Consider the following 22,872-nt stretch of genomic DNA (forward strand, 5'->3'; position numbering starts at 1 on the left):
TCGCCCCGCGTGAGCGTGATGGGCGGGGGCCGGTCGTGTGCGCGGGCTCAGAGGGAACCGGCGAGCGCCTCCAAGAGCCGGTCCACGTCGTCCTCGGTGTTGTACAGGTGGAACGACAGGCGCAGCCGCCCGTTCCGGACCGAGGCCTTCACCCCCGCCTCGGCCAACCGCGCGGCCGTGCCCTCCCGAACCGGCACGGACACGATCGCCGACCCGGTGCCCTCCAGCCCGAGCTCGGCGCGGAAGCGGTCGGCCAGGGAGGTGTCGTGCTCGTGGATCGCGGCGACCCCCACCTCCTCGATCAGCTCCAGGGAACGCTCCAACGCCACCCAGGCCGGCCACACCGGGGCCAGGTCCAGCCGCCCGGCGTCGGATCCCTGTTCCAGGGCCGCCCCGTACAGCGACCCCCACGGTTCGGCCCCCGCGTACCAGTTCGCCGCCCGCGGCCGCAGCGCGGCCAGCGCCTCGGCGGTCCCGGACAGGAAGGCCGAGCCCCGGGTCCCCAGCAGCCACTTGTAGGCGCTGCACACCACGTAGTCGAAGCGGTCGTCGTCCAAGGGAAGCCAGCCGGCGGACTGGGTGGTGTCGACCAGCAGGCGGGTATCGCGGTCGGAACAGGCCGCCACCAGGTCGTCCAGAGGGGCGAGCGCGCCGTCGGAGGACTGCGCCGCCGACACCGCCACGAGCGCGGTCGAGGGGCCGACCTCCTCGGGCAGCCGTTCCAGGGGGACCTCGCGCACCCTCAGCCCCTCACGGGTGGAGAAGGGGTGCACGGTGGAGCTGAACTCGCGTTCGGCCACCAGCACCTCCGCGCCCTCCGGCAGGCTCGCGGCGACGGTCCCGGTGAACTGGGCGGTGTGGGTGCCGAGGGCGACCCGGTCGGGGGTCACCCCCGTCAACCGGGCGTAGGAGGCGCGGGCGCGTTCGACCCCGGCGTCGGCCTCGGCGGGGGAGAAGCCTCCTTCGGCCACCTCGTGGGTGTGCTCCTCCAGTGCCCGGAGGGCCGGCCCGGGTGTCAGGCCATGGGTGGCGGTGTCGAGGTAGACGTTCCGGGCGCCGAACCACGATCGGGCGGCGCGCAGGCGCTCGTGGGCGCTGCTCTGTTCCATAGCGAGATGTTCACAGGGGAGTGCCCCCACGACAAGACCCGATCCTTCAACGAAGACCGGCGCCGTCGGCGCCCGTCGCGGCCCGGAGCCGGGCGATCCACTCGACGCCCTGCCGTCGTCCGTCGGGGAAACGGTCGTCCCGGTCCCATCGCCAGGCGGCGATCATCGCCGTCATGAGCGTGCGGCACCGGCGCAGTAGTTCCCTGTCGACGTCCGGGTAGTGGTCGGCGACCTCGTCGGGGGCGTGCGCGAGGTCGAACTCGACCGGCCCTCGGCAACAGGTCTCCAGGTCGACGAAGAGCGGTCCTTCGGCGGTGGGGAGCAGGTTGCCGGGGTGCGGTTCGCCGTGCAGGAGCCGCTCCGGGGCGCCGTGTTCGAGGACGCCCCGCTCCATCTCGCGCAGGGTGCCGGCGAGCAGCTCTCGGTCGGGGGCGGTCAGTTCCGGGGTGCGGTGGTGGTCGTCCACGAGGGCGCGGGCCTGAGCCACCCGGTCCGTGAAGCGCGGTGCGGGGAGGTCGATCTCGCGCAGACCTTCGTGCAGTCGGGCGAGGGCGTGGGCGTAGTCGGACGCGGGGACGTCCAAGGGAGGCACCGGCGGGTGGTGGGTCCACAGGGTGATCGCGAAGCCGTCGCGTTCGTGGACGGCCGCCGGCACGCGGGGGTGAGGGGAGGCCACGGGCGCTCCGGCCAGGGTGAGTCGTCGGGCGAGCTCCACCTCGAACCCGGCCGCGTCCTCGCCGGGAGGGGCCACCCGGGCCAGCACGTCGCCGGGCGTGAGCCACAGGGTGATCCGGTTCGACTCGTGCAGGACCACCGCGTCGTCGGCGTCGAGGTCGAAGGAGGCGGCGACGGCGAGGGCGGCGGCCACCGCCCGCCGGGCCCGGGGTTCTCTCATGATCGTCGGTCCCTTCGTGGGGGTGGGCACCGACCACCGGGCCGGTCTCTCAGTTGCGGAACTTGGCCTGGGCGTCGGTGGAGCCGGCCATCAGCTTGTTGAGCAGGCGCACCAGCTCACGGCGCTCCTCGGGTTCGAGGGCCTGGGCCCAGGCGCTCTCGCGTCGGTTGTGCGCGCGGAAGACGCCCAGGATCGCCCCGTAGCCGGCGTCGGTCAGGCTGAGCTGGAGGGCGCGCCGGTCGTGGGTGGCGCGTTCGCGGCTGAGCAGTCCGTCGCGTTCGAGGGTGTTGAGCAGGGCGGACAGGGCCGCGCGGCTCATTCCGGAGATCTCGGCGGTGGTCTTGGCCTCCATGGGGCCGGCCAGCCAGAGGGCGAAGAGGACGCGGAAGCCGGGCCAGGTCCAGCCTCGGGGGCGGTGGACGGAGGACTCCAGGTCGTAGACGACCATGCTCGTGGCCCGGTTGAGGGTGAGCACCATGCGCATGGCCTCGGCGTTCACCGTGGGGAGTTCCCGTTCGGCCTTCTGCACCGCGTAGTCCACGAAGGACCAGAAGGTGAGATCGTCCGGGGGTGCGGTGTTGTGAGTCACGCCGACCACCCTAGTACGCGGACGGGGCCGTCCCGGGGCGTTTTCCTCTGTCACACCGGCCCCACCAGCACTTTCCCTTCCGGTCGATGGCGGTGACGCTCCGAAACGGGTGCGTCATGGTCGCTTCGTCGGGTTTCACGCCCATGCTCGATATGTGAGCTGCATCACGATATCGAGGGTTCCAGGCCTCTTGGCCCTGTGGCGTAGGGCACGTTATGGTCATTTTCATCAAACGTTTGATCATTTGGGCGGCGGACACCGCCCGTGACGACCGAAGGGGCCTTCCGACCATGGCAGCCAAGCCGTTCGCCTCGTCCGCAGACACCGACGCCAAGGAACAGACCCTGGAGGTCCTGGCCGACGGCGTCTACGCCCTCACCGCCGAGGGCGACCCCAACGTGGGCGCCATCGAGGGCGAGGACTTCGTCGTGGCCTTCGAGGCCCTGGCCACCCCCACCGCCGCCAGGGAATGGCTCGCCAAGCTCCGTGAGCACACCGACAAGCCCGTCCGCTACCTGGTCCTGTCGCATTACCACGCGGTCCGGGTCCTGGGTGCCAGCGCCTTCGACGCCACCGTCATCCTCACCCACGAGAAGACGCACGAGCTCATCCGCGAACGCGGCGAGCAGGACTGGGCCAGCGAGTTCGGCCGTATGCCCCGGCTGGCCAAGGACGCCGACTCCGTCCCCGGCCTGACCTGGCCCACCCAGACCTTCGCCGACCGCACCACCATCGACCTGGGCGGCGACCGCGGCGAACTGGTCCTGGAGTACTTCGGCCGCGGCCACACCGAGGGCGACATCGTCGCCTGGCTGCCCAAGCAGCGGATCCTCTTCGCCGGCGACCTCGTCGAGGCCCAGGCCGCCCTCTACACCGGCGACGCCTTCCACAAGGACTGGGCCGGCGCCACCCTCGACCGGGTCAAGGCCCTCCAGGCCGAGATGCTCGTCGGCGGCCGCGGCGCCGTCAGCCGGGGCCGCGAGGAGGTCGACGCCGCCATCGAGCAGACCCGCGACTTCCTCAAGGTGATGATCCGCGAGGTCGGCGCCGTCCACGAACGCGGCGGCACCCTCAAGGAGGCCTTCGAGAACACCCACGCCGCCCTGGTCGACGGCTACGGTCACTGGCCCATCTTCGAGCACTGCCTTCCCTTCGACGTCTCCCGCCTGTGGGACGAGTTCTCCGGCATCGAGCGGCCCGTCATCTGGACCGCCGAACGCGACCGCGAGGTCTGGGACCTCCTCCAGGGCTGACCCGGCCCACCGCCCTCCCCGACCGGCCCCGACCGGAAGAACCCTGCCCCCACACCTCCACCTCCCCTCACGTCCGTACGGGACGCCCCACGAACGGAGCCCGGCATGCCCCGCCCCCCACAGCCACGTCCTCCCGCCGACACCTCCACCGACCCCGTGCTGGTCCTCGGCGCGGGACCGGTGGGACAGACGACGGCCCTGCTCCTGGCCCGTCGCGGGGTGCCCGTACGGATCGTCGACGCCCGACCCGAACGCGACGCCGTCGGCTCCAAGGCCATCTGCCAGCAACGCGACGTCCTCGACGTGTGGGACTGGCTCGGCGGCGGCGCCATCGCCGCCGAGGGCCTGACCTGGGACACCGCGCGCACCTTCTACCGGGACGACGAGCTGTTCGACGTCCGCCTGCCCGACCCCGGCTCCTCGCCCCTGCCCACCTTCGTCAACATCTCCCAATCGCGCACCGAGGAGATCCTCGACGACCTCCTCGCCCGCGCCGGGGTGGTCATCGGCTGGAACCACGAGGTCACCGGCATCGACCAGGACGACGACGGCGTCACCGTCGAATGCGCCACCCCACAGGGGCGGGTCCTGCTCCGCGGCACCCACGCCGTCTCCTGCCTGGGCTCCCACGGCGGCGTCGTCCGCAAGGCCCTGGGGGTGGACTTCGCCGGCACCAGCTTCGACGACCGCTTCCTCATCTGTGACATCCGCGCCGATCTCGGCGACTGGGAACGCGAACGCCGCTTCTACTTCGACCCCGAGTGGAACCCCGGCCGACAGGTGCTCATCCACCCCTGCCCCGACTCGGTGTTCCGGATCGACTGGCAGGTCCCCGCCGACTTCGATCTGGAGACGGAGGAGTCCAGTGGCCGGCTGGACGCGCGTATCCGCGAGATCATCGGCGACACCCCCTACGAGATCGTGTGGCACTCGGTCTATCGCTTCCACACCCGCGTCGCCGACCGGATGCGCGTGGGCCGGGTCCTGCTCGCCGGCGACAACGCCCACCTGGTCGCCCCCTTCGGCGCGCGCGGCCTCAACTCCGGGGTCCAGGACGCCGAGAACGCCGCCTGGAAACTGGCCTACGTCCGCGACGGTCGGGCCGGAGAGTGGCTCCTGGAGAGCTACCACACCGAACGCCACGCCGCCGCGCTGGAGAACGCCGAGGTCACCGGCGCCACCATGCGCTTCCTCGTCCCCCAGGGCGAGGACGAGCACGACCTGAGACTGAGCGTCCTCGAACGCGCCGTCACCGACGAGAAGGTCCACCCGAAGGTCGACTCCGGCCGACTGGCCGAACCCTTCTGGTACACCGACTCGGCGCTCACCACCCCCTGCCCCGACCGCCCCTTCGGCGGACGACCCCCGCGCGGGTCGGCACCCAGACCCTGTCCGGGCGTGATCATGCCCGACGTCCCGCTGGCGCTGCCCGGCCGTCCCGACCTGACCCGGCTCCGCCCCCTCCTGCGCGAGGGGCTGACACTCCTCCTGAGCGGAACCCCCGAGGGCACCGACCCCGAGACGACGCGCGCCGCGCTGCACGCCGTCGCCACCGGCACCACGCCCGCCCCGATCACCACGCTCCACCTGGACGACATCGACCCCACCGGAGCCCTGGGTCGCGCCCTGGAATGTGAACCCGGTCAGGTCTGGCTGGTGCGCCCCGACGCCCACATCGCGGCCGTCCTTCCCTGCGACGACCACGACGCCGTACGAGCCGCGATCCGCACCGCCCTGGGACACCCGGCCGCCGACATCGTCGCCACAGCCTGACGAACCCGGCCCCCGGCCGGGGGGACACGCACCCGAACCCGGGGAACGATCCACCCCGACGCACACGACGACCCGCTCCACGGCCCCGCGAAGGGGCGAGGACACCGGACCCGAGAGCCGAACAAGGAGACGACCATGGCCCACTACCGCCAGGTCGGCGAGGTGCCCCGCACCCGCCACACGCAGCACCGCAACCCCGACGGCGGCCTCTACTACGAGGAGCTCATGGGGGAGGAGGGCTTCTCCTCCGACTCCTCGCTCCTGTACCACCGGGCCATCCCGTCGGCCATCGTCGACGCCGCCGAGTGGGAGGTGCCCGACCAGACCCGCAGGCGCAACGCCCCGATGGTGCCCCGCCACCTCAAACTCCACGACCTGTTCCCCGGCCAGGACTGGAAGGCCGCCGACGTCGTCGAGTCCCGCCGCCTCGTCCTGGGCAACGACGACGTGCGCATCTCCTACGTGGTCGCCGGAGCCCCCTCCGAGCTGTACCGCAACGGCATCGGCGACGAATGCGTCTACGTCGAATCGGGCACCGCCCGCGTCGAGACGGTCTTCGGCGTCCTGGAGGTGGGCCGCGGCGACTACGTCATCCTGCCGCGCGCCACCACCCACCGCTGGGTGCCGACCGGCGAGGAGCCCCTGCGCGCCTACGTGGTCGAGGCCAACAGCCACATCGCCCCGCCCAAGCGCTACCTGTCCCGCTACGGCCAGTTCCTGGAGCACGCCCCCTACTGCGAACGCGACCTGCGCGGCCCCGAGGGTCCGCTGCTCGTCGAGGGCGAGAACGTCGACGTGCTCATCAAGCACCGCGGCGACGGACCCGGCGGTATCTCCGGCACCCGCTACACCTACCCCACGCACCCCTTCGACGTCGTGGGCTGGGACGGCTGCCTGTACCCCTACGCCTTCAACATCGACGACTTCCAGCCCATCACCGGCCGCGTCCACCAGCCGCCGCCCGTCCACCAGGTGTTCGAGGGGCACAACTTCGTCATCTGCAACTTCGTGCCCCGCAAGGTGGACTACCACCCCGAGTCCATCCCGGTGCCCTACTACCACTCCAACGTGGACTCCGACGAGGTCATGTTCTACTGCGGGGGCGACTACGAGGCGCGCAAGGGCTCCGGCATCGGCCAGGGCTCCATCTCCCTGCACCCCGGCGGCCACTCCCACGGCCCCCAGCCCGGCGCCTACGAGCGCAGCGTCGGCGCGGAGGCCTTCGACGAGCTCGCCGTCATGGTCGACACCTTCCGCCCGCTCGACCTGGGCGAGGGCGGCACCGCCGTCGACGACGGCACCTACGCCTGGACCTGGGCCAAGGGACAGGGGCGGGCATGACCTCGGCCCTGTACCGCGGACTGTTCGACGACGCCGCGCTGTTCCCGCCCGGTAACGCGCCCATGGGCGAGGCCCTGCCCGCCCACCGGGCGCACAGGGCGGGCGCCCGCGCCCCGTACGTGGGCCCCTTCCTGGTCTCCGACGGCCGGATCGCCGAACTGCGCGCGGTCCTGGCCCGGGAAGAGGGGGACCACGACCCGCTCGACGTCGTGGTGACCGTGCCCGGCGGATCCGACGACCTGGCCGCCGCCATCGAGGCGATCACCGCCGATCCGGCCCTGCGCCTGGTCGGAGTGGAGGTGGCCGCGCCCCCGGACCGGGCCGGCGACACCGCCGTCGCGCTCGCCGCCACCCTGCCCCGGGGCGTCGGCGGCCACGTCGAGATCGCCCGGGGGGAACGGGCCGCCTCCGACATCGCCTCCCTGGTCGGTACCGGCGCCCACGCCAAGTTCCGCACCGGTGGGGTCCGAGCCGAGGCCCACCCCTCCGAGGCCGAACTCGCCGCGCTCCTGGCCACCGCCGTCAACGCCGGGCTGCCCTTCAAGTGCACGGCCGGACTGCACCACGCGGTCCGCCACACGACCCCAGAGGGGTTCGAACAGCACGGCTTCCTCAACGTCCTGCTGGCCACCCGCCTGCTCCTGGACGGCGAAGGCTGCAAGGAGGCCGCCGCCACCCTGGCCGACCGGGACGGCCGGGCTCTGGCCGCCCGCGCCGCGGCCCTCACCGAGACCGAGATCGCCGACGTGCGTTCCCGGTTCCGCTCCTTCGGCACGTGCAGCGTCACCGAACCCCTGGAGGACCTCGTGGTCCTCGGAGCGCTCACCCTCTGACCTTCGGAAAGCGAGATCCATGTCCGACAGCCCGCTCGACATCGCCCCCGACGCGCGGTTCGGCCCGGCGACCCTGCCCTACGGGGTCTACTCCACCGCGAGCGACCCGCGCACCCGGGTCGGGGTGGCCTACGGCGACCACGTCCTGGACCTGGGGTCCGCGGCCCGCGCCCAGGGCGCCCCGTTCGCCGACGTCGTCGACGGACCGAACCTGGACGCGCTCCTGGCCGCCGGGAAACCCGTCTGGGACGAGGTCCGCGCCGCCCTGACCACGTGGCTGACCGACCCCGCCCACGCCGACGCGGTCCGCCCCCACCTGGTGGAGCGCGCCGAGGTGACCCTGCACCTGCCGTTCACCGTCGCCGACTACGTGGACTTCTACGCCTCCGAGCACCACGCCACCAACGTCGGCCGTATGTTCCGCCCCGACCAGGAGCCCCTCACCCCCAACTGGAAGCACCTGCCGATCGGCTACCACGGTCGTTCCGGCACGATCGTGGCCTCGGGGACCGACATCGTGCGCCCCACCGGCCAGCGCAAACCGCCCACGGAGTCCACACCGGTCTTCGGCCCCTCGGTCCGGTTGGACATCGAGGCCGAGGTCGGTTTCGTCGTGGGCACGCCCACGGCGATGGGCGAACGGGTGGGGGTCGACGACTTCGCCGACCACGTCTTCGGGGTGTTCCTGCTCAACGACTGGTCCTCGCGCGACCTCCAGGCCTGGGAGTACGTCCCCCTGGGCCCGTTCCTGGGCAAGTCGTTCGCCACCTCGATCTCGCCCTGGATCGTGCCGCTGTCCGCCCTGGAGGCGGCCCGGGTCGAACAGCCCGCCCAGGACCCCGAACCGCTGCCCTACCTGCGGGGCTCCCAGCCCTGGGGCCTGGACCTGCGGCTGGAGGTGCGGATCAACGGACACCTGGTGTCGAGCCCGCCGTTCTCCCTGATGTACTGGACCGCCGCCCAGCAGCTGGCGCACATGACCGTCAACGGCGCCTCCCTGCGCACCGGCGACGTGTACGCCTCGGGCACCGTCAGCGGCCCCGAGGTCGCCCAGCGCGGCTGTCTGCTGGAGCTCACCTGGTCCGGCAAGGAGCCGCTCCGGCTGCCCGACGGCACCGAGCGCACCTTCCTGGAGGACGGTGACGAGGTGACCATCACGGCCACCGCCCCCGGCCCGGACGGCACCCGGGTGGACTTCGGTGAGGTCACCGGCCGGATCCTGCCCGCCCGCTGACCATCGCGTTCCGGCCCCGCGCGCTTCGACGACAGGCGCGCGGGGCCGACCCGTGTCCCGGTCGGCGCGTAGCCTCTTGACCCTCACACCGTGTCAGGCGATCCACTCGGAGCATCATGTTCAACATCGGAGACTTCGCCCGACACGGTCGCGTCTCGGTCCGGATGCTGCGTCACTACGACGCGACCGGGCTGCTGCGTCCGGCCCACGTCGATCCCGCCAACGGCTACCGGCACTACACCGCGGCCCAGCTCGCCCGTCTCAACCGGATCATCGCGCTCAAGGACCTCGGCTTCACTTTGAGGCAGGTCCACGACATCGTCGACGAGAAGGTCGAGGCCGAGGAGCTGCGCGGCATGCTCAGGCTGCGGCGGGCCGAACTGGAGACCGCCATGGTCGCCGAGCGGGCCAGGCTGACCCAGGTCGAGGCGAGGCTCCGAGCGATCGAGAGCGAGGGGCACATGCCCACGAACGACGTCGTCCTCAAGTCCGTCCCCGCCGTCCGGGTGGCGCGAATGACCGCCACCGCGGCGAGCTTCGACCCCGAGGACATCGGTCCGGTCATCGGTCCGCTCTACACGGTGCTGTTCCGGCGCCTGGAACTGGCGGGCATCGCCCCGACCGGCCCCGGTGTCTCCCACTACGAGGACGCCCCCGAGGGTGGCGGCCGGATCACGGTCCACGCCGCCGTCCAGGTCTCGGCGCCGCTCGGGAGCGGCGACTTCGAGGTCGTCGACCTGCCGCCGGTGGAGCGGGCGGCGACCATCGTGCACCGGGGCGCGATGGCGACCGTGCTCCCCACCGCCCAGACCCTGGCCCGCTGGATCGACGCCGGTGGTCACACGTCGGTCGGCTACCCCCGGGAGGTCACCCTGGAATGCCCGGAGAACCTCGACGACTGGGTGACCGAACTCCAGGCGCCGCTCGATGAAGCCTGACGTCCGGTGACCGTGAACGAGTGAGCGGGTGGCGGAGGGCCGGCGAGGTCCACCGTCACCCGCGCCGCTTCGGGCACAGACGTTCCTCCAGTGCCGGAGGCAGGGGGTAGACCCGTTCGGCGGGGAGCAGGCGCCGGGCGCCGGCGGTGTCTCCGCGTCTGACCAGGTCGGCGGCCTTGCGCACTCGAGGGGTGAGGTCGGTGAGCCCGACGATCCAGTCGTCGACGAAGGTCCGGATCAGTCCGCGACCGATCCCGACCTGAACGCTGTAGTGGTTCAGCGCCGCCCCGCGCAGGGACCGTTCGGGGTCCCACTGGAGGTGGACGTCGGCCCGGGCCACGGCCTCGGGCGACGAGGTCGTGAGCACCGCCCGTCCCAGAGCCTCCTCCCATCCCTGACGGGTGATCCGCACCGCGAGGATCCGTTCCTGCCCGGTCTTACGGGCCCAGTTGCTGCGGTGGGCCAACCAGGGGAGCGAGGGTTTGATCCAGGTCATCCGCCGGAACGAGAACGGAGGGACGAAACGCCCCTCCCGCAGCGCCGGGTCGGCGATGGCGGACGAGTAGGCCTGGTAGACCACGATCGTGTGCGCGTCGTGGTCGGCGCGGACCTGGTACAGCGGTGTCATGGGCGTGATCCTGGCAGCGGGCGTGCGAGGGCGGCAAACCCTTTTCCGGTGTTCTGGCCTGGTTTTCGCGCCGGCATCCTGTCCAGGGAACGAAGGAGGTGGGGGTGGTCGCGACGTCGATCGAGGCCGGTGCCGCGCGTGTGGTGCGCGCCCGGAACGTCTGAGGTCGTCCATGTCGGAGATCCCGTTGGAGGGAGGGTTCGTCACCCGGGTCGTCCGGGTCGGCGACACCGTCCGTCGTGTCCCCGCCGAGCGTTCCGGGTTCGTGCACGAGCTGCTGGAACACCTGCGCGAGCGGTCCTGGCCCGGCGCCCTGCGCTTCCTGGGCCTGGACGAGCAGGGGCGCGAGGTCCTGTCCTTCCTGCCCGGCGACGTCGTCTGGCGGCCCGAGGACGCGATCGCCGTGCGCACGCTCGATGCTCTGCGCGGGGTGGCCCGGCTGGTCCGCGAACTCCACGATCTGACCGCCGGCACCCCGCTCGCCGGGGCGTCGGAGGTGGTCTGCCACAACGACCTGGCACCGAAGAACACCGTCTACCGGGACTCCGGCGCCGGCCCGCTCCCGGTGGCCTTCGTCGACTGGGACCTGGCCGGGCCGGGGGAGCGGATCCACGACCTGGCGCACGTCTGTTGGCAGTATCTGGATCTCGGCCCCGGATGGACCGACGCCGTGGCGGCGGGGGAGACGCTCCGCGAGATCGCCGACGCCTACGGTCCGGGAGCCTACGAGGACCCGGCCGACCTGGTCGACACCGTCCTGTGGTGGCAGGAGCGCTGCCGTCGGGGGATCGAGGAGGCGGCGCGGCGGGGGCACCCGGCCATGATCCACCTGCGGGAGACGGGGGTCGTGCGCGAGATCGAAGAGGCGCACGCGTGGACGCTCCAGCACCGTGAGGCCCTACTGCGCGGTCTCCGCCGCTGACCGTCCCACTCCGGATCGTCAACCGGAAGGACGCCTCAGGGCGAGGACGTACCGGTCGACCGGGGTGCCGTCCCCGAGCTCCCCTCGGCCATAGAGGGCGAAACCCGCCCGGCGCGCCACCGCCACGGAGGCCCGGTTCTCCGGTTCCACCTCGATCACCGCCTCGGTGCCTCCCAGGTCGGCCGCGTAGCGCGACGCCAGGAGAACCGCCCGGGTGGCCAGGCCGCGCCCCCGCCACAGGGGGTAGAGGCCATAGGCGAGGCTCACCTGGCCCGGGGCCAGACCCTCCTCCGCGAATCGCAGGTCGACCGTTCCCGCGAGCGTTCCCTCGGGCCCCACGCGGACACCGAAGGCACGGAGGGGCCCGGAGACCTCCCATTGCTCACGGCAGTGCCGGAGGTATCTCTCGACGGTCTCTCGGGTACCGGGGCCGCCGTTGAGCCATCGGACGAGGAGTTCGTCCTCACCGTCCAGGTGTGCCGTCGCGTCGTTCGGTCCCAGGGGCGTCAGGGTGACGACCCCGTCGGATGTGCTCGCTTCCGTCATCGGACCATGGTCGATCGTCGTGTCGCGCGCCGCCACCGGTTTTCCCCGGACCCCCGATATCACCCCTTCGACAGGAGGCGGGAGAAGGCCCGCAGGTCACGGGTGAAGAGTCCGGGCTGCTCGAAGGCGGCGAAGTGGCCCCCGCGAGGCTGCTCGGACCAGTGGACCGGGTTCCACTGACGTTCGACCCAGCTCCGGGGCGCGCGGGTCTTCTCGTACGGATAGATCGCCACACCGGTCGGCACCTCCACCCGGCGCCCCCAGACATGGGGGTCGGAACCGTACCGTTCGGAGTCCGCGTACAGGCGGGCGGCGGAGGTGGCGGTGCCGTTCAGCCAGTACAGCATGGTGTTGTCCAACATTCGGTCGAGGGTGAAGGGCGTCCCGTCGCGGGTGTCCGACCAGGTGTGGAACTTCTCCAGGAGCCAGGACGCCAGACCGGCGGGGGAGTCCTCCAAGGCCGGGCCTAGGGTGTGCGGCCGGGTGGCCTGCTGGACGTAGTACCCCTGGTCGGTCCCATAGACGCGCTCGTTGTACTCCAGAACGGCGCGTTCGTCCGGGGTGACATCGGCGAAGGGGTCTTCGAGATCGGGTGGTGGCACCGCCCAGGGGAAGTTGGTGTGGACGCCGATCAACCGGTCCGGGTGTTCCAGCCCGAGCTCGCGTACGACGAAGCCGCCCCAGTCGCCGCCCTGGGCGAGGAAGCGCGGGTATCCGAGCCCGGTCATGAGGTCGGCGAACGCCGACGCGATGGCGGGGACGTCGACCCCGGGGCGGGTGGGGGGACCGGACAACCCGAAGCCGGGCAGGGAGGGCAGCACCACGTGGAAGGCTTCCTCGGGGCGTCCGCCATGCTCGGTGGGGTGGACCAGCGCGGGCAGGCAGTCGAGGAACTCCACGATCGACCCCGGCCACCCGTGGCACAGCAGGAGCGGTGTCGCCCCCGGATGGGGTGAGCGCAGGTGGAAGGCGTGCACGCGGAGCCCGGCGGGTTCCCCGACGACCTGGGGCATCCGGTTCAGCTCCGCCTCGGTCCTCCGCCAGTCGTAGCGGTGCAGCCAGTGCTCCACGAGGTCGCGCAGCCAGGGTTGCGGGGTGCCCGAGCCCCACCCTTCGTCGGGGAGTTCGGGGCGAAAGCGGGTCATCTCCAGGCGACGCCGCAGGTCGTCGAGGTCCCGAGCGTCCGTTTCGATGCTGTGGGGTCGCATAGGGCCATTGTCCTTTCCCGCCATGTCCCTTGGGTACACGGCCCTTCGTCGCTCGCCGGAGCCGGAGGTGGGGCCGTCGGCTTCGCCCCGCTCCGCCTCTGAAAGCATGGAGCCGCCACGACCATCGACCCCGTCCCGAGCCGGGCGGGGCACGTCGAGAACGCGCGCCCTACGGCGGAGGAGCACATGACCCACCTGCACGTCTTCGACATGGACGGAACCCTGCTGCGGGGCACCACCGCGAGCCTGGAGATCGCCCGCCTGCTCCGGTGCGAGACCCGACTGCTGGAGCTGGAGGCCGACTTCCGCCGGCAGGCGATCGACACGCGGGTCTTCGCGCGCAGTGTCCACGCCCTCTGGTCCGAGCTCACCGAGGAGCACGTCCTGGCGGCCTTCGAGGCGAGCCCCTTCCTGGACGACGTCCGCGAGGTGTGCGAGGACATCCGCGCGCGGGGCGAGTACTCGATGGTGGTGAGCATGTCCCCGGACTTCTACGCGCGGCTGCTGCTCCGCTTCGGGTTCGACGAGGTGGTCGCCTCACGTTTCCCGCCGCTGCCCTTCGACGCCCCGATCGAACCGGAGAACATCCTCACCCCCGTGGACAAGGTGCGGATCGTGGAGAGCGAGCGTGCGCGCAGGGGAGTGGAGGTCGACGCCTGCGTGGCCTACGGCGACTCCCTGTCGGACGGTCCGCTCTTCGAGCACCTCACCCACACCGTGTCGGTCAACGGCGACGAGCACATCGCGCGGATGGCCTCCCTCCACTACACGGGGTCGAGTCTGTCGGAGGCGTATTCGCTGGCCAGAGGGCTGATCGAAGCGGCCTGACCGGCGCGGGGGCGCCACCCGGACCCGAGCCGTCCTGTCCGCCGAGAGGGAACAGCGGCGCTCCACGCCACCGTTGTTCCTCAGGACGGATACGGTGCGTTCCGATCAAGGAGGACATGTGCGCGCAGCCACTTACAGTCAGTACAGCTCGGACGTCGACACCATCGAGGTCCGTGACGTGCCCGAACCCAAGGTCTTCCCCGGATCCGTCCTGGTCGAGGTACGCGCGGCCGGGGTGAACCCGGTCGACTGGAAGGCGATGACCGGTGGACTCGATCCGCTGATCGACGCCACCTTCCCGGTGATCCCGGGCTGGGACGTGGCCGGGGTCGTCGTCGACGTCGGTCTGGACGCCCCCGAGTTCCAGATCGGCGACGCCGTCATGGCCTACGCCCGCAAGGACGTCCTGGGCCCGGGCACGTTCGCCGAACGGGTGGCGGTCTCGGCCGCCGCCACGACCCGCAAGCCCGACTCCCTCACCTGGGAACAGGCCGGTGGTCTGCCGCTGGCCGGCGGCACCGCCCTGCGTTCGGTGGACGCCCTGGGACCGATCGCGGGTCGGACGGTGCTGATCCACGCGGCGGCCGGGGGCGTGGGCTCCTTCGCCGCGCAGATCGCCCGTGCCCAGGGGGCCCGGGTGATCGGGACGGCCTCCGAACGCAACCACGAGTTCCTGCGCGGCCTCGGCGTGGAGCCGGTGAGCTATGGCGAGGGGCTGGCCGAACGGGTGACCGAGATGGCGCCCGAGGGCGTCGACGCGGTCGCCGACTTCGTCGGTGGCCAGCTGGAGACGACCCTGTCCGTCCTCACCCCGGACGGCGTCCACGTGTCGATCGTCGACAACGACGTGCTCGCGCACGGTGGTCGGGTGATCTGGGTGCGTCCGGACGGGAACGAGACGGCCCGGCTCGCCGCGCTCGCCGACCGGGGGGAGCTCACCGTCGAGGTGGCGGGCACCTACGGATTGGACGAGGTCCCGGAGGCCTTCCGGGTCAGCCGGGAGGGGCACGTGCGCGGCAAGCTCGTGATCGTCCCCTGAGGGACGGTGACGGTGTGGCCCGGCCGGGGTTCCGGTCGGGCCACGTTCGTGTCAGGGCGTGACGATGGGGAAGTCGGGTCGAGGTGCGTCCAGGAGCGCCATCAGACGGCGCAGCACCCCGAGATCGCCCTCGTACTCCGAACCCTCCGGCTCGGCGCCCGCGGTCACCCGGAGCAGCCGTTCCTTGGTCAGGGTGAGGGTGAGCCCGGACTCCTCGTCCTCCTCGGGGTCGGGATAGTGGACGAGGACCCCGTTGGAGAGCAGCGCCCGATGGCGCTCCCCGACGTCGGTCACCCGCAGCTCCAGGGACAGCTCCTCCCGCCAGGCGCGGGGCCCGTCGACGCGGATCGCCAGGGAGTCGAGGATCTGGGTGACGTTCAGCGCCGAGAGCAGACTGTCGGCCAGGGGCAGGGCCGTGGGCGGCACCTCGGAGGTGAGCTCGGAGGCCCCCACCAGGAAGAAGTTCCGCCAGGTCGCGCATTCTGACCCGTGTCCGAGCCGGGTCAACACGTGCGCCAGGAACTCCCGGGCGTCGGAGCGGTCGGGGGCGGCGAACACCGCGTGCGAACCCAGCTCGGCGGCGAACCGCAGATCACCCTCGTCGGCGAAGACCCGGGCCTGTGCGAGGAGACCGTCGACCCCGCCCATGGCGCGGGCGTAACGTTCTGCCTGAGCCTTGGGCGGATGCTGCCACAGGTGGGCCGGGTTGCCGTCGAACCAGCCCATGTAACGCTGGTAGATCGCCTTGACGTTATGGGAGACCGATCCGTAGTAGCCGCGCGAGCTCCACGCCCGTTCCAGCGCGGGCGGCAGCGTCAGCTCCTCGGCGATCTCGATCCCGGTGAAGCCCTGGTTCATCAGCCGGAGCGTCTGGTCGTGCAGGTAGGCGTAGATATCGCGCTGTTCGGCCAGGAGATCGCGCAGCGCGTCGGTGCCCCAGGTGGGCCAGTGGTGGGAGGCGAAGACGACGTCGGAGTCGTCGGCGAACAGCCGGATCGTCTCGTTCAGGTAGCGCGACCACATACGCGCGTCACGGACCTGGGCGCCCCGCAGGGTGAGCAGGTTGTGCAGGGTGTGGCAGGCGTTCTCCGCCGTGCACAGGGCCCGACGTTCGGGGAGGTGGAAGTTCATCTCCGCCGGGGCCTCGGTGCCCGGGGTCATCTGGAACACGAACCGGACCCCGTCCAGGACCTCCTCCTGGCCGGTATGGGTGATCTCCAGGGTCGGCGGGATCAGCCCCACGCTCCCGTTGGAGGTCCCGATGCCCAACCCCATCCCGACCCGCCCCTCGGGCCCGGGATCCAGGTCGAAGGCGGCGAAGTACATGCCGCGCCGGATCATCGCGGTGCCCGCGTACACGTTCTCCGACGCGGCGTGCTCCATGAAGTGCTCCGGGGCCACGATCGGCACCCGACCGGAGACGACGTCGTCCTCGTCGACGACCCCGCGCACACCACCGAAATGGTCCAGGTGCGGGTGGGTGTAGACGACCGCGGTGACCGGACGATCGGACCGGTACTCGCGGTACAGCCGCAGCGCCTCGGCGGCCACCTCCTCGGAGACCAGCGGGTCCACGACCACGACGCCCTCGTCGCCCTCGATCAGGGTCATGTTGGACAGATCCATGCCCCGGACCTGGTAGACGCCCTCGGTCACCTCGAAGAGCCCGCTCAGGACGGTCAACCGGCCCTGGCGCCACAGATGGGGGTGGACGGTCTCCGGCGCGGTCTTGCCCTGGAGGAAGTCGAACCGGCGCAGATCCCAGACCAGACGGCCTTCATCGTCGGTGACGAAGGTGGGCGCGGGGGCGATGAGCCCGCGCAGGGCGCTGTCGAAGTCGGTGGTGTCGTCCATGGACGGTTCGTGACCCTTCGATCCGGTGCCCCTCGACCTCGTCTGTCGGGGGACACCCGCGGTCGTGTGCGTCGATCCGGTGCCACGGGTCATCGGAACCTCCTCCGGTACGTCCCGGCCTCGGGCGAGGCCCACGGGCACAGGGTGTCCGAGCGCATCTACCCGGAGGTGGCTCGGGCTACGACCAAACGACGGTCAACAACCTCATGAGCGGGCCGTTTCGCCTCCCGCGACGGTGTGTGCGATGCTCCTGCCTCCCCTCGTCACCGGCCCTTGAGGAGATCACCGTGCCCACCCCCTCCTTTCTCGACCTGCGCGGCCGACGCTTCGGCCTCCTCGACTTCGGCGGTGACGGCGTCCCACTGATCGCCCTGCACGGCACGTTCGGTCGGGCCTCCACCTTCTTCGCCACGGCCTCGTACCTGGCCCCGGAGTTCCGGACCGTCGCCCTCGACCAGCGCGGCCACGGGCTCTCCGACCACGGTGGCGACCTCGGGAGCGACGCGTTCGTCGACGACGCCGTCGCCCTCCTCGAACACCTCGACCAGGGGCCGGCCCTCCTGCTCGGCCACTCCATGGGCGGGGTGGTCGCCTACCGGCTGGCGGCCCGCCGCCCCGACCTCGTCCGCGCCCTGGTGATCGAGGACGTCGGGTCGGTCACCGACGCCTCCGAGCTCGAACATCCGGTCTTCGACGTCACCGAATGGCCGCGCTCCTTCCCCGATCGGAACGCCCTCGCCGACTTCCTCGTCGGTCAGGGGGTGCCCGCGCTCGGCTACTTCATGGACAGCGCCCACGGGAGCGGTGGCCGGTGGCGGCTGCGCTTCGACCACGAGGACATGCTGGCCGTTCAACACGGCAACGCCGGGGACTTCCGGGCCGACTGGGCGGCCTCCGCCCACCCGACCCTGCTCCTGCGAGGTGGGAACAGCCCGCTCTTGTCCAGGGATCGCGCCGAGGAGATGGTCCGTGCCCGCCCCGGCACCCGTCTGCGTGAACTCGCCGGTTGCGGCCACTGGGTGCATCTGGACGACCCGCGCGGCCACGCCGAGCAGGTGCGGACCTTCCTGCGCGAGGTCCTCGACACCCCTCTCTGACGGCGTTCCACAAGGGGCGGAGAACGGTCGGAGACGGAGACGTATTCGGGACGCCGTCCCTTTTCGGGGATCCATCCCACGCATGGTTCCGGAGAAAACGGGCGTGAAGGGAGAACGCCCCCGGTGCTCCGATTGGCCGAGTACGGACACCTCTATCGCTTGAGCGCCATCGGGTCCTGATGAATGATGTTGACGCGTCGAGTTTTCCGGCGCCGGCCATCCGTTCCGGGTTCCACGATTCCGTTTCACGGGCGAAGGGTTTTCGAGCCGATTCCCTTTCCCCTCCCCGAGTGATCGTGCCGCCCGATATCCCCCATGTCCCTTGAGAATGGACAGCGCCGTCTTCCATCGCCATGGCGTCCGTGACCCCTGCCTTTCACGGGTGCCCGACCGAGGAGAGAACCATTTCTTCGTCGCCTTCCCGTTTCACGAAACGGCCCGCACGGCAAACGAACCCCCGTCGTCTCCTGACCGCCCTCGTGGCCTCCGCCGCGCTTCTCGTCGGTTCCCTGGGCGTCGCCCACGCGGAACCCGCCACCGACGACGCGACCGCCCTGGACTTTCCCGCGGATTTCAAGGCGCCCTTCGAATGCGGACTGCGGGTGACCTACTCCACCTATGAGGGCCACGACCACAACGCCCTCGACATCATCCGCGCCGACGGTGGACAGGACCTCGGGACCCCGATCCTCGCCTCCGCCCCCGGAACCGCCCGTCTGACCGAGGGGCCCGGCGCCGGTCTGGTCGTCAACATCGACCATGAGGGAGGTTGGCAGACCCGCCACTACCACCTGGACACACGCACGGTCGAGGACGGGCAGCGGGTCGAACAGGGCCAGCAGGTCGGCACCATGGGCAACACCGGTGTCAGCTCCGGACCCCACCTGCACTACGAACAGCGCCTGAACGGCACCGCCCAGGAGATCGTCGTGGACGGCGAGGAGCTGGCGCCCTACCCGTTCAGCTACCACGAGAAGTACTTCACCAGCACCAATGGCTGCGACGGCGAACAGCCGCCGGTGGAGAAGGAGGCGACCTCGCTGGCCTACACCGGCCCCGAGATCGTCTCCAACGGAGAGTCGGCCGAGCTGTCCGGCACCCTGACCGACGAGGGGGACGAGCCGGTCGCCGACCGGACGGTCTCCTTCACCCTGGGCACCGGCGACTCCGAACAGGCCTGTGAGGGCACGACCGGCTCCGACGGCGGGGCCACGTGCGTGATCGACACCGTCGACCAGCCCCTCACCGACGACGGCATGGTCCCCTTGCGGCTGGACTTCGCCGGAGACGACGAGTACGAGGCCTCCTCCCACGAGACCGAATTGCGCATCACCCTCGAAACGGAGCTGGAGTACACCGGCCCCGCCTCGATCGCCAACGACACCGCCGCCGAACTGTCGGGCACGCTGATCGACGAGACCGGTGCCCCGGTCGCCGACCAGACGGTGGCCTTCACCCTGGGTGCCGGCGACACCGAACAGGCCTGTGAGGGCACGACCGCCGCCGACGGAGCTGTGACGTGCACGGTCGAGGCCGTCGACCAGCCCCTCACCGACGAGACCACCGTCCCCGTCTCCCTGACCTTCGACGGCGACGGCTTCTACCTGCCCTCGGAGGCCTCCGCCGAGATCCTCCTGGAGTACGTGACCGGCAGCGCCTTCGGCCTGTCCGCCGACATCCCCGTCCTGGGCCTGCCGATCTCCATCGGACCGGCCCCCGAGAGCGGCGAGGTGCGGACCGCGCACGCCGAGGAGACCGAACCCTCCTGCCTGGAACGGCTGGGATCGGCGCTGGTCACCGCCGACGTGCTGTGCGCCCAGGTGGTGAGCGACACCGACCCGACCGCCGCCACCGCGAGCGCCAACGTCTCCGAGGCGCGGATCGGCCTGGCCGGTCTCTCGCTCATCGAACTGTCCGGGGTGGAGGTCGCCTCCACCAGCACCTGTGAGGAACAGGTCGGCTCCGTCGACATGACGCTGAAGGTCGCCGGAGTTCCGATCGAGATCGGGGACACCCCCGACCTGGAGATCGACGTCGACCTCGGGATCACCGGGGCCCGCCTCGTGGTCAACGAGCAGATCGTCGAGGAGGACGGCTCCCTCACCGTGAACGGGGCCCGACTGACCGCTCCGGGCGGCATCGACGTGGTCGTCGGTTCGGCCACCTCCGCCGCGCACAACTGCGCCTGACCCCGCGACGCGGCCCCTCGGGGGCGGGGCCCGTGGGCTCCGGTTCCCCGAGGGGCCGCACCCCGAGGAGAAGACGGCCGGGGACGTTTCGGGGCGCGCGGGGTCGGTCAGGGGCTTCGATGAGGGCCGTAGCGATGAAGGGAGAACGGCCATGGTGGACAGCATCGTCGAAGTGATGACCCCCGTGGTGCACACCGTCACCCCGGACACGACCCTGCGCGAGGCCGCCGAGATCATGCGCGACCAGGACGTGGGCGATGTCGTGGTACTGGAGGACGATCACCTGAGAGGCATCCTCACCGACCGGGACATCGTGGTCCGATGCGTGGCCGAAGGGGGAGACCCGGAGACCGTGACGGTCGGCGAGGTGTGCAGCTCCGAACCGGTGACGGTGCCGCATCAGAGCAGTGTCGGAGACGCCGTGCACGCGATGCGGGTGGAGCACGTACGCCGCCTGCCGGTCGTCGACGGCGAGGAGGTGACCGGCATCGTGACCATAGGGGACCTGGCCCTGGCCGTCGACGAGGACTCCGCCCTCGCCGATGTCAGCGGGGCCGCGCCCAACCGGTGACGGGGGCACGCCCCACCGGCCTCGCGCGGTGGGGCGTCCTGTGTTCTGAGCCCGGGAGTACGGATTCCACCCCTGCCGAGGTTCCGTGGCGGGGCGCCTTCGTACCCCGGAGAGACTTCGAGGGGCTCGGGGTGGTGACACCCCGAGCCCCTCGCGTGCGTGGATCGGCCGGGCGCCTCAACGTGAGGCGTCGGCCAGACGCTTGCTGAACCGGACACCCGAGGCCGTGTAACCGCGCCCCGAGTAGAAGTCGTGCGCCTCGCTCCGGCGTTCCCCGGAGTTCAGCTGCGCCCGCGCGGCGCCCCGGCCCGTCGCCCACCGTTCGAACGCGGAGCACAGGGCCGCGCCGACCCCCCGCCCCCTCGCGTGTTCGGCGGTGACCAGGGCGATGAGCTGGGCCGCCGGGACGTCGTCCTCGATCGGGAACAGCAGATGCCCGGCGGCGAAACCCACCAGCTCCCAGCGGGAATCCTCGACCACCCAGGCCTCATAGGTGGGGTCCTGGCCCAGGCGCTCCAGCCGTGCGCGTATCCGTTCGGTCGACGCGGGGTAGGACAGAGCGCTGAACAGGGGGACGAGCCGATCGGCGTCCGTGGGGCGGACGTTCCTGGGGAAGTAGCGGGGAGTCATACCCTTCGCCCTACCCGGGGTGATCGGAGCGATACCGAACGAACGCCCCGAACCTCTCACCTTCCCCCGAGTCGCCCGGAGCACCTCTTCGTAGGTCGGCGGAGGAGCGCCGAGCGGCCCGGGATCAGTCCCTGACGAAGGCCGCATCCTCCGCTTCGGCCATGCCCTCGACCCAATCGCGGACCTGCGTGTGACTGTCCTCGGTCGTGACCGTGAGCCGACGCCCCTGCTTCTTACTGCTCCCCTTCCCCTCCCACAGATGCACCGAGGCGTCCTGGGGGAGGAACTCGGTGAGGAAGGAGTAGGAGAACAGCTTCCAGCGATCGCCCTCGCCCACCGGCTTGAACCGCAACGGCGAGGCTCGGCGGAGCTTCTCCGCTTCCTGGCCCACGCCGCTGTCGGCGTGCACCTCGATGTCCTTCTTGAACACGATGGGAAGCCCCATGCCACCGAGGGCGAGGTCGTTCCGGCCCTCGTCGTGCACGACCTCCAGCCACTCCCGGGTCTTGATCTCCGGTTTGTATTGAACACCCGGGGTGTCCTCGGAGGCGCGGAAGTAGCGCAGCTCCTTCCCCGCCTGGGTCAGCACGCTCTCCCAACGGCTGAAGGGGGCGCCGCCGGTGACCCCGGCGATGGTGTGCTCCCTGGAGAGCACCGGATAGGGCGGTGCGCCCTTCCAGGCGTGCAGACCCACCTTGTCCTTGCTCAGATCCTTGGCCGCCTCCTTGGCGATGGCCATGAGGGAGGGCATCGCGTCCGCGGCCGGGCCGCTCCCGGGCCACAGATAGGAGGTCTTCTCGTAGTGTTCCAAGGTCGGCGTCGTCAAAGAGGACTTCGGCCACCCCTGCTCGGGAAGAGGGCCCTCGACATCGACGATGCGCACGGCACCGAACCCCCTTCGGGTCCGGGCCCCGATACCGCCGTAGGTCAGACTCAGCCACAAGGCCGCGAGCGCGCACTTATGAGCGTCGTGGTCCGTGCCGTCCAGCCGCACCTTGAGTTCGAACTCCTGCCCGGCGGGGACGAAGGCACGATTGAGCTCCATCGCGCTGTCGTCCCTCGACCAATTGGTCAGGCCGGGGCCGAGCAGATAAGCGATCCACCTGCCCTGGTCCCGGCCCTGAAGGAAGTCCGGGAACCTCGCACGGACGCTGTCCGGCTGTTTCGGCACCCGCAGCCTGATCGGGGAGGCACGTTTCGTGGAGCCGAGCACCCGGTTCTCCATCGCGCGCAACAGCGTAGGGTCGTCACCCGCCAGTATCCCCGCCATCGCGCGCAACCAGGTGTGCATCTCCCCGCGGATGGACGAGACCCGGATCTCGGCCAGCTCCGGGTCGCCGTCGGAGTTGAAGGTCGGGGTGACCGTACGCAGACGCAGAGTCGTCCAGGACATCG

At 71.1% G+C, this 22,872-nt stretch carries 21 protein-coding genes; 12 read left to right on the top strand and 9 right to left on the bottom strand.

The features are described 5' to 3' along the window. Positions 1–47 precede the first annotated feature (47 nt). The 3 genes from D451_RS0116835 to D451_RS0116845 are packed head-to-tail and all read right to left on the bottom strand — an operon-like array spanning position 48 to position 2,593. On the bottom strand, positions 48–1,109 hold the full coding sequence (locus D451_RS0116835; RefSeq protein ID WP_017535301.1) for an aminotransferase class V-fold PLP-dependent enzyme: 1,062 nt from the start codon (positions 1,107–1,109) through the stop codon (positions 48–50). Positions 1,110–1,155: 46 nt separating this feature from the next. Next, positions 1,156–2,004, bottom strand: a complete 849-nt coding sequence (locus D451_RS0116840; protein ID WP_017535302.1) for a phosphotransferase — start codon at positions 2,002–2,004, stop codon at positions 1,156–1,158. A gap of 49 nt (positions 2,005–2,053) precedes the next feature. Then, the gene (locus tag D451_RS0116845) at positions 2,054–2,593 is read right to left on the bottom strand and encodes a MarR family winged helix-turn-helix transcriptional regulator (RefSeq protein WP_014908722.1); all 540 of its coding nucleotides are present in this window, start codon (positions 2,591–2,593) and stop codon (positions 2,054–2,056) included. A 290-nt stretch (positions 2,594–2,883) separates the two neighbouring features. Between D451_RS0116845 and D451_RS0116850 the strand changes: the two genes are divergently transcribed. The 6 genes from D451_RS0116850 to D451_RS0116875 all read left to right on the top strand — a co-directional run bounded on the left by D451_RS0116850 (position 2,884) and on the right by D451_RS0116875 (position 9,965). Then, positions 2,884–3,846, top strand: coding sequence for an MBL fold metallo-hydrolase (locus D451_RS0116850; protein ID WP_014911234.1), 963 nt, complete (start codon positions 2,884–2,886; stop codon positions 3,844–3,846). A 105-nt stretch (positions 3,847–3,951) separates the two neighbouring features. Continuing rightward, positions 3,952–5,619 (top strand): FAD-dependent monooxygenase, encoded by a 1,668-nt coding sequence (locus D451_RS0116855; protein ID WP_017535305.1) that lies wholly within the window; start codon positions 3,952–3,954, stop codon positions 5,617–5,619. A gap of 135 nt (positions 5,620–5,754) precedes the next feature. Continuing rightward, positions 5,755–6,960, top strand: a complete 1,206-nt coding sequence (locus D451_RS0116860; RefSeq protein WP_017535306.1) for a homogentisate 1,2-dioxygenase — start codon at positions 5,755–5,757, stop codon at positions 6,958–6,960. Continuing rightward, positions 6,957–7,793: a hypothetical protein gene (locus D451_RS0116865; RefSeq protein ID WP_017535307.1), complete on the top strand. Its 837-nt coding sequence runs from the start codon at positions 6,957–6,959 to the stop codon at positions 7,791–7,793. Before D451_RS0116860 ends, D451_RS0116865 begins: the two co-directional genes overlap by 4 nt. A gap of 19 nt (positions 7,794–7,812) precedes the next feature. Beyond that, positions 7,813–9,027, top strand: a complete 1,215-nt coding sequence (gene fahA, locus D451_RS0116870; RefSeq protein WP_017535308.1) for a fumarylacetoacetase — start codon at positions 7,813–7,815, stop codon at positions 9,025–9,027. Between the two features lie 116 nt (positions 9,028–9,143). Continuing rightward, positions 9,144–9,965: a MerR family transcriptional regulator gene (locus D451_RS0116875; protein WP_017535309.1), complete on the top strand. Its 822-nt coding sequence runs from the start codon at positions 9,144–9,146 to the stop codon at positions 9,963–9,965. Between the two features lie 55 nt (positions 9,966–10,020). Here the strand turns inward: D451_RS0116875 and D451_RS0116880 are convergent, their stop codons facing one another. Further along, entirely contained in the window at positions 10,021–10,593 is a 573-nt protein-coding gene (locus D451_RS0116880; protein WP_017535310.1) for a DUF4291 domain-containing protein, read from the bottom strand. A 172-nt stretch (positions 10,594–10,765) separates the two neighbouring features. On the opposite strand from D451_RS0116880, the gene D451_RS0116885 reads away from it, so the two are divergent. Continuing rightward, positions 10,766–11,515, top strand: coding sequence for a phosphotransferase family protein (locus D451_RS0116885; protein WP_017535311.1), 750 nt, complete (start codon positions 10,766–10,768; stop codon positions 11,513–11,515). A gap of 18 nt (positions 11,516–11,533) precedes the next feature. Here D451_RS0116885 and D451_RS0116890 read toward each other — a convergent pair whose 3' ends face one another. Together D451_RS0116890 and D451_RS0116895 are read right to left on the bottom strand one after the other, a co-directional pair. Then, entirely contained in the window at positions 11,534–12,061 is a 528-nt protein-coding gene (locus D451_RS0116890) for a GNAT family N-acetyltransferase (protein ID WP_036568282.1), read from the bottom strand. A gap of 59 nt (positions 12,062–12,120) precedes the next feature. Further along, positions 12,121–13,269 carry an epoxide hydrolase family protein gene (locus D451_RS0116895; RefSeq protein WP_017535313.1) on the bottom strand — a complete coding sequence of 383 codons (1,149 nt, stop codon included), beginning with the start codon at positions 13,267–13,269 and terminating at the stop codon, positions 12,121–12,123. A gap of 186 nt (positions 13,270–13,455) precedes the next feature. Between D451_RS0116895 and D451_RS0116900 the strand changes: the two genes are divergently transcribed. Both D451_RS0116900 and D451_RS0116905 read left to right on the top strand, forming a co-directional pair. Continuing rightward, a complete protein-coding gene (locus D451_RS0116900; RefSeq protein WP_017535314.1) occupies positions 13,456–14,097 on the top strand; it encodes an HAD family hydrolase in 642 nt (213 codons plus the stop codon). A 118-nt stretch (positions 14,098–14,215) separates the two neighbouring features. Beyond that, entirely contained in the window at positions 14,216–15,136 is a 921-nt protein-coding gene (locus D451_RS0116905; RefSeq protein ID WP_026125133.1) for an NADP-dependent oxidoreductase, read from the top strand. A gap of 51 nt (positions 15,137–15,187) precedes the next feature. On the opposite strand, the gene D451_RS0116910 is transcribed toward D451_RS0116905, so the two are convergent. Continuing rightward, positions 15,188–17,083, bottom strand: a complete 1,896-nt coding sequence (locus tag D451_RS0116910; RefSeq protein WP_017535316.1) for an alkyl/aryl-sulfatase — start codon at positions 17,081–17,083, stop codon at positions 15,188–15,190. A gap of 194 nt (positions 17,084–17,277) precedes the next feature. Here D451_RS0116910 and D451_RS0116915 point away from each other — a divergent pair, with 194 nt between their 5' ends. From D451_RS0116915 to D451_RS0116925, 3 genes are all read left to right on the top strand, one after another. Beyond that, positions 17,278–18,087, top strand: a complete 810-nt coding sequence (locus tag D451_RS0116915; protein WP_017535317.1) for an alpha/beta fold hydrolase — start codon at positions 17,278–17,280, stop codon at positions 18,085–18,087. 479 nt (positions 18,088–18,566) lie between these two features. Further along, positions 18,567–20,276: a M23 family metallopeptidase gene (locus tag D451_RS0116920; RefSeq protein ID WP_017535318.1), complete on the top strand. Its 1,710-nt coding sequence runs from the start codon at positions 18,567–18,569 to the stop codon at positions 20,274–20,276. A 151-nt stretch (positions 20,277–20,427) separates the two neighbouring features. Then, positions 20,428–20,847: a CBS domain-containing protein gene (locus D451_RS0116925; RefSeq protein WP_017535319.1), complete on the top strand. Its 420-nt coding sequence runs from the start codon at positions 20,428–20,430 to the stop codon at positions 20,845–20,847. Positions 20,848–21,024: 177 nt separating this feature from the next. Here the strand turns inward: D451_RS0116925 and D451_RS0116930 are convergent, their stop codons facing one another. Together D451_RS0116930 and cmr1 are read right to left on the bottom strand one after the other, a co-directional pair. Next, positions 21,025–21,477 (bottom strand): GNAT family N-acetyltransferase, encoded by a 453-nt coding sequence (locus D451_RS0116930; RefSeq protein WP_017535320.1) that lies wholly within the window; start codon positions 21,475–21,477, stop codon positions 21,025–21,027. 124 nt (positions 21,478–21,601) lie between these two features. Then, a complete protein-coding gene (gene cmr1 / locus D451_RS0116935; protein WP_017535321.1) occupies positions 21,602–22,870 on the bottom strand; it encodes a type III-B CRISPR module RAMP protein Cmr1 in 1,269 nt (422 codons plus the stop codon). Positions 22,871–22,872: the final 2 nt, after the last annotated feature.

This window comes from Nocardiopsis alba DSM 43377, assembly GCF_000341225.1.
Taxonomy (GTDB): Bacteria; Actinomycetota; Actinomycetes; order Streptosporangiales; family Streptosporangiaceae; genus Nocardiopsis; species Nocardiopsis alba.

Excerpts from the sequence above, each read along its gene's own strand:
- D451_RS0116835 (WP_017535301.1), bottom strand. The coding sequence starts at position 1,109 with ATGGAACAGAGCAGCGCCCACGAGCGCCTGCGCGCCGCCCGATCGTGG.
- D451_RS0116840 (WP_017535302.1), bottom strand. The coding sequence starts at position 2,004 with ATGAGAGAACCCCGGGCCCGGCGGGCGGTGGCCGCCGCCCTCGCCGTC.
- D451_RS0116850 (WP_014911234.1), top strand. The coding sequence starts at position 2,884 with ATGGCAGCCAAGCCGTTCGCCTCGTCCGCAGACACCGACGCCAAGGAA.
- D451_RS0116855 (WP_017535305.1), top strand. The coding sequence starts at position 3,952 with ATGCCCCGCCCCCCACAGCCACGTCCTCCCGCCGACACCTCCACCGAC.
- D451_RS0116860 (WP_017535306.1), top strand. The coding sequence starts at position 5,755 with ATGGCCCACTACCGCCAGGTCGGCGAGGTGCCCCGCACCCGCCACACG.
- D451_RS0116865 (WP_017535307.1), top strand. The coding sequence starts at position 6,957 with ATGACCTCGGCCCTGTACCGCGGACTGTTCGACGACGCCGCGCTGTTC.
- fahA (WP_017535308.1), top strand. The coding sequence starts at position 7,813 with ATGTCCGACAGCCCGCTCGACATCGCCCCCGACGCGCGGTTCGGCCCG.
- D451_RS0116875 (WP_017535309.1), top strand. The coding sequence starts at position 9,144 with ATGTTCAACATCGGAGACTTCGCCCGACACGGTCGCGTCTCGGTCCGG.
- D451_RS0116880 (WP_017535310.1), bottom strand. The coding sequence starts at position 10,593 with ATGACACCGCTGTACCAGGTCCGCGCCGACCACGACGCGCACACGATC.
- D451_RS0116885 (WP_017535311.1), top strand. The coding sequence starts at position 10,766 with ATGTCGGAGATCCCGTTGGAGGGAGGGTTCGTCACCCGGGTCGTCCGG.
- D451_RS0116890 (WP_036568282.1), bottom strand. The coding sequence starts at position 12,061 with ATGACGGAAGCGAGCACATCCGACGGGGTCGTCACCCTGACGCCCCTG.
- D451_RS0116895 (WP_017535313.1), bottom strand. The coding sequence starts at position 13,269 with ATGCGACCCCACAGCATCGAAACGGACGCTCGGGACCTCGACGACCTG.
- D451_RS0116900 (WP_017535314.1), top strand. The coding sequence starts at position 13,456 with ATGACCCACCTGCACGTCTTCGACATGGACGGAACCCTGCTGCGGGGC.
- D451_RS0116910 (WP_017535316.1), bottom strand. The coding sequence starts at position 17,083 with ATGACCCGTGGCACCGGATCGACGCACACGACCGCGGGTGTCCCCCGA.
- D451_RS0116925 (WP_017535319.1), top strand. The coding sequence starts at position 20,428 with ATGGTGGACAGCATCGTCGAAGTGATGACCCCCGTGGTGCACACCGTC.
- D451_RS0116930 (WP_017535320.1), bottom strand. The coding sequence starts at position 21,477 with ATGACTCCCCGCTACTTCCCCAGGAACGTCCGCCCCACGGACGCCGAT.
- cmr1 (WP_017535321.1), bottom strand. The coding sequence starts at position 22,870 with ATGTCCTGGACGACTCTGCGTCTGCGTACGGTCACCCCGACCTTCAAC.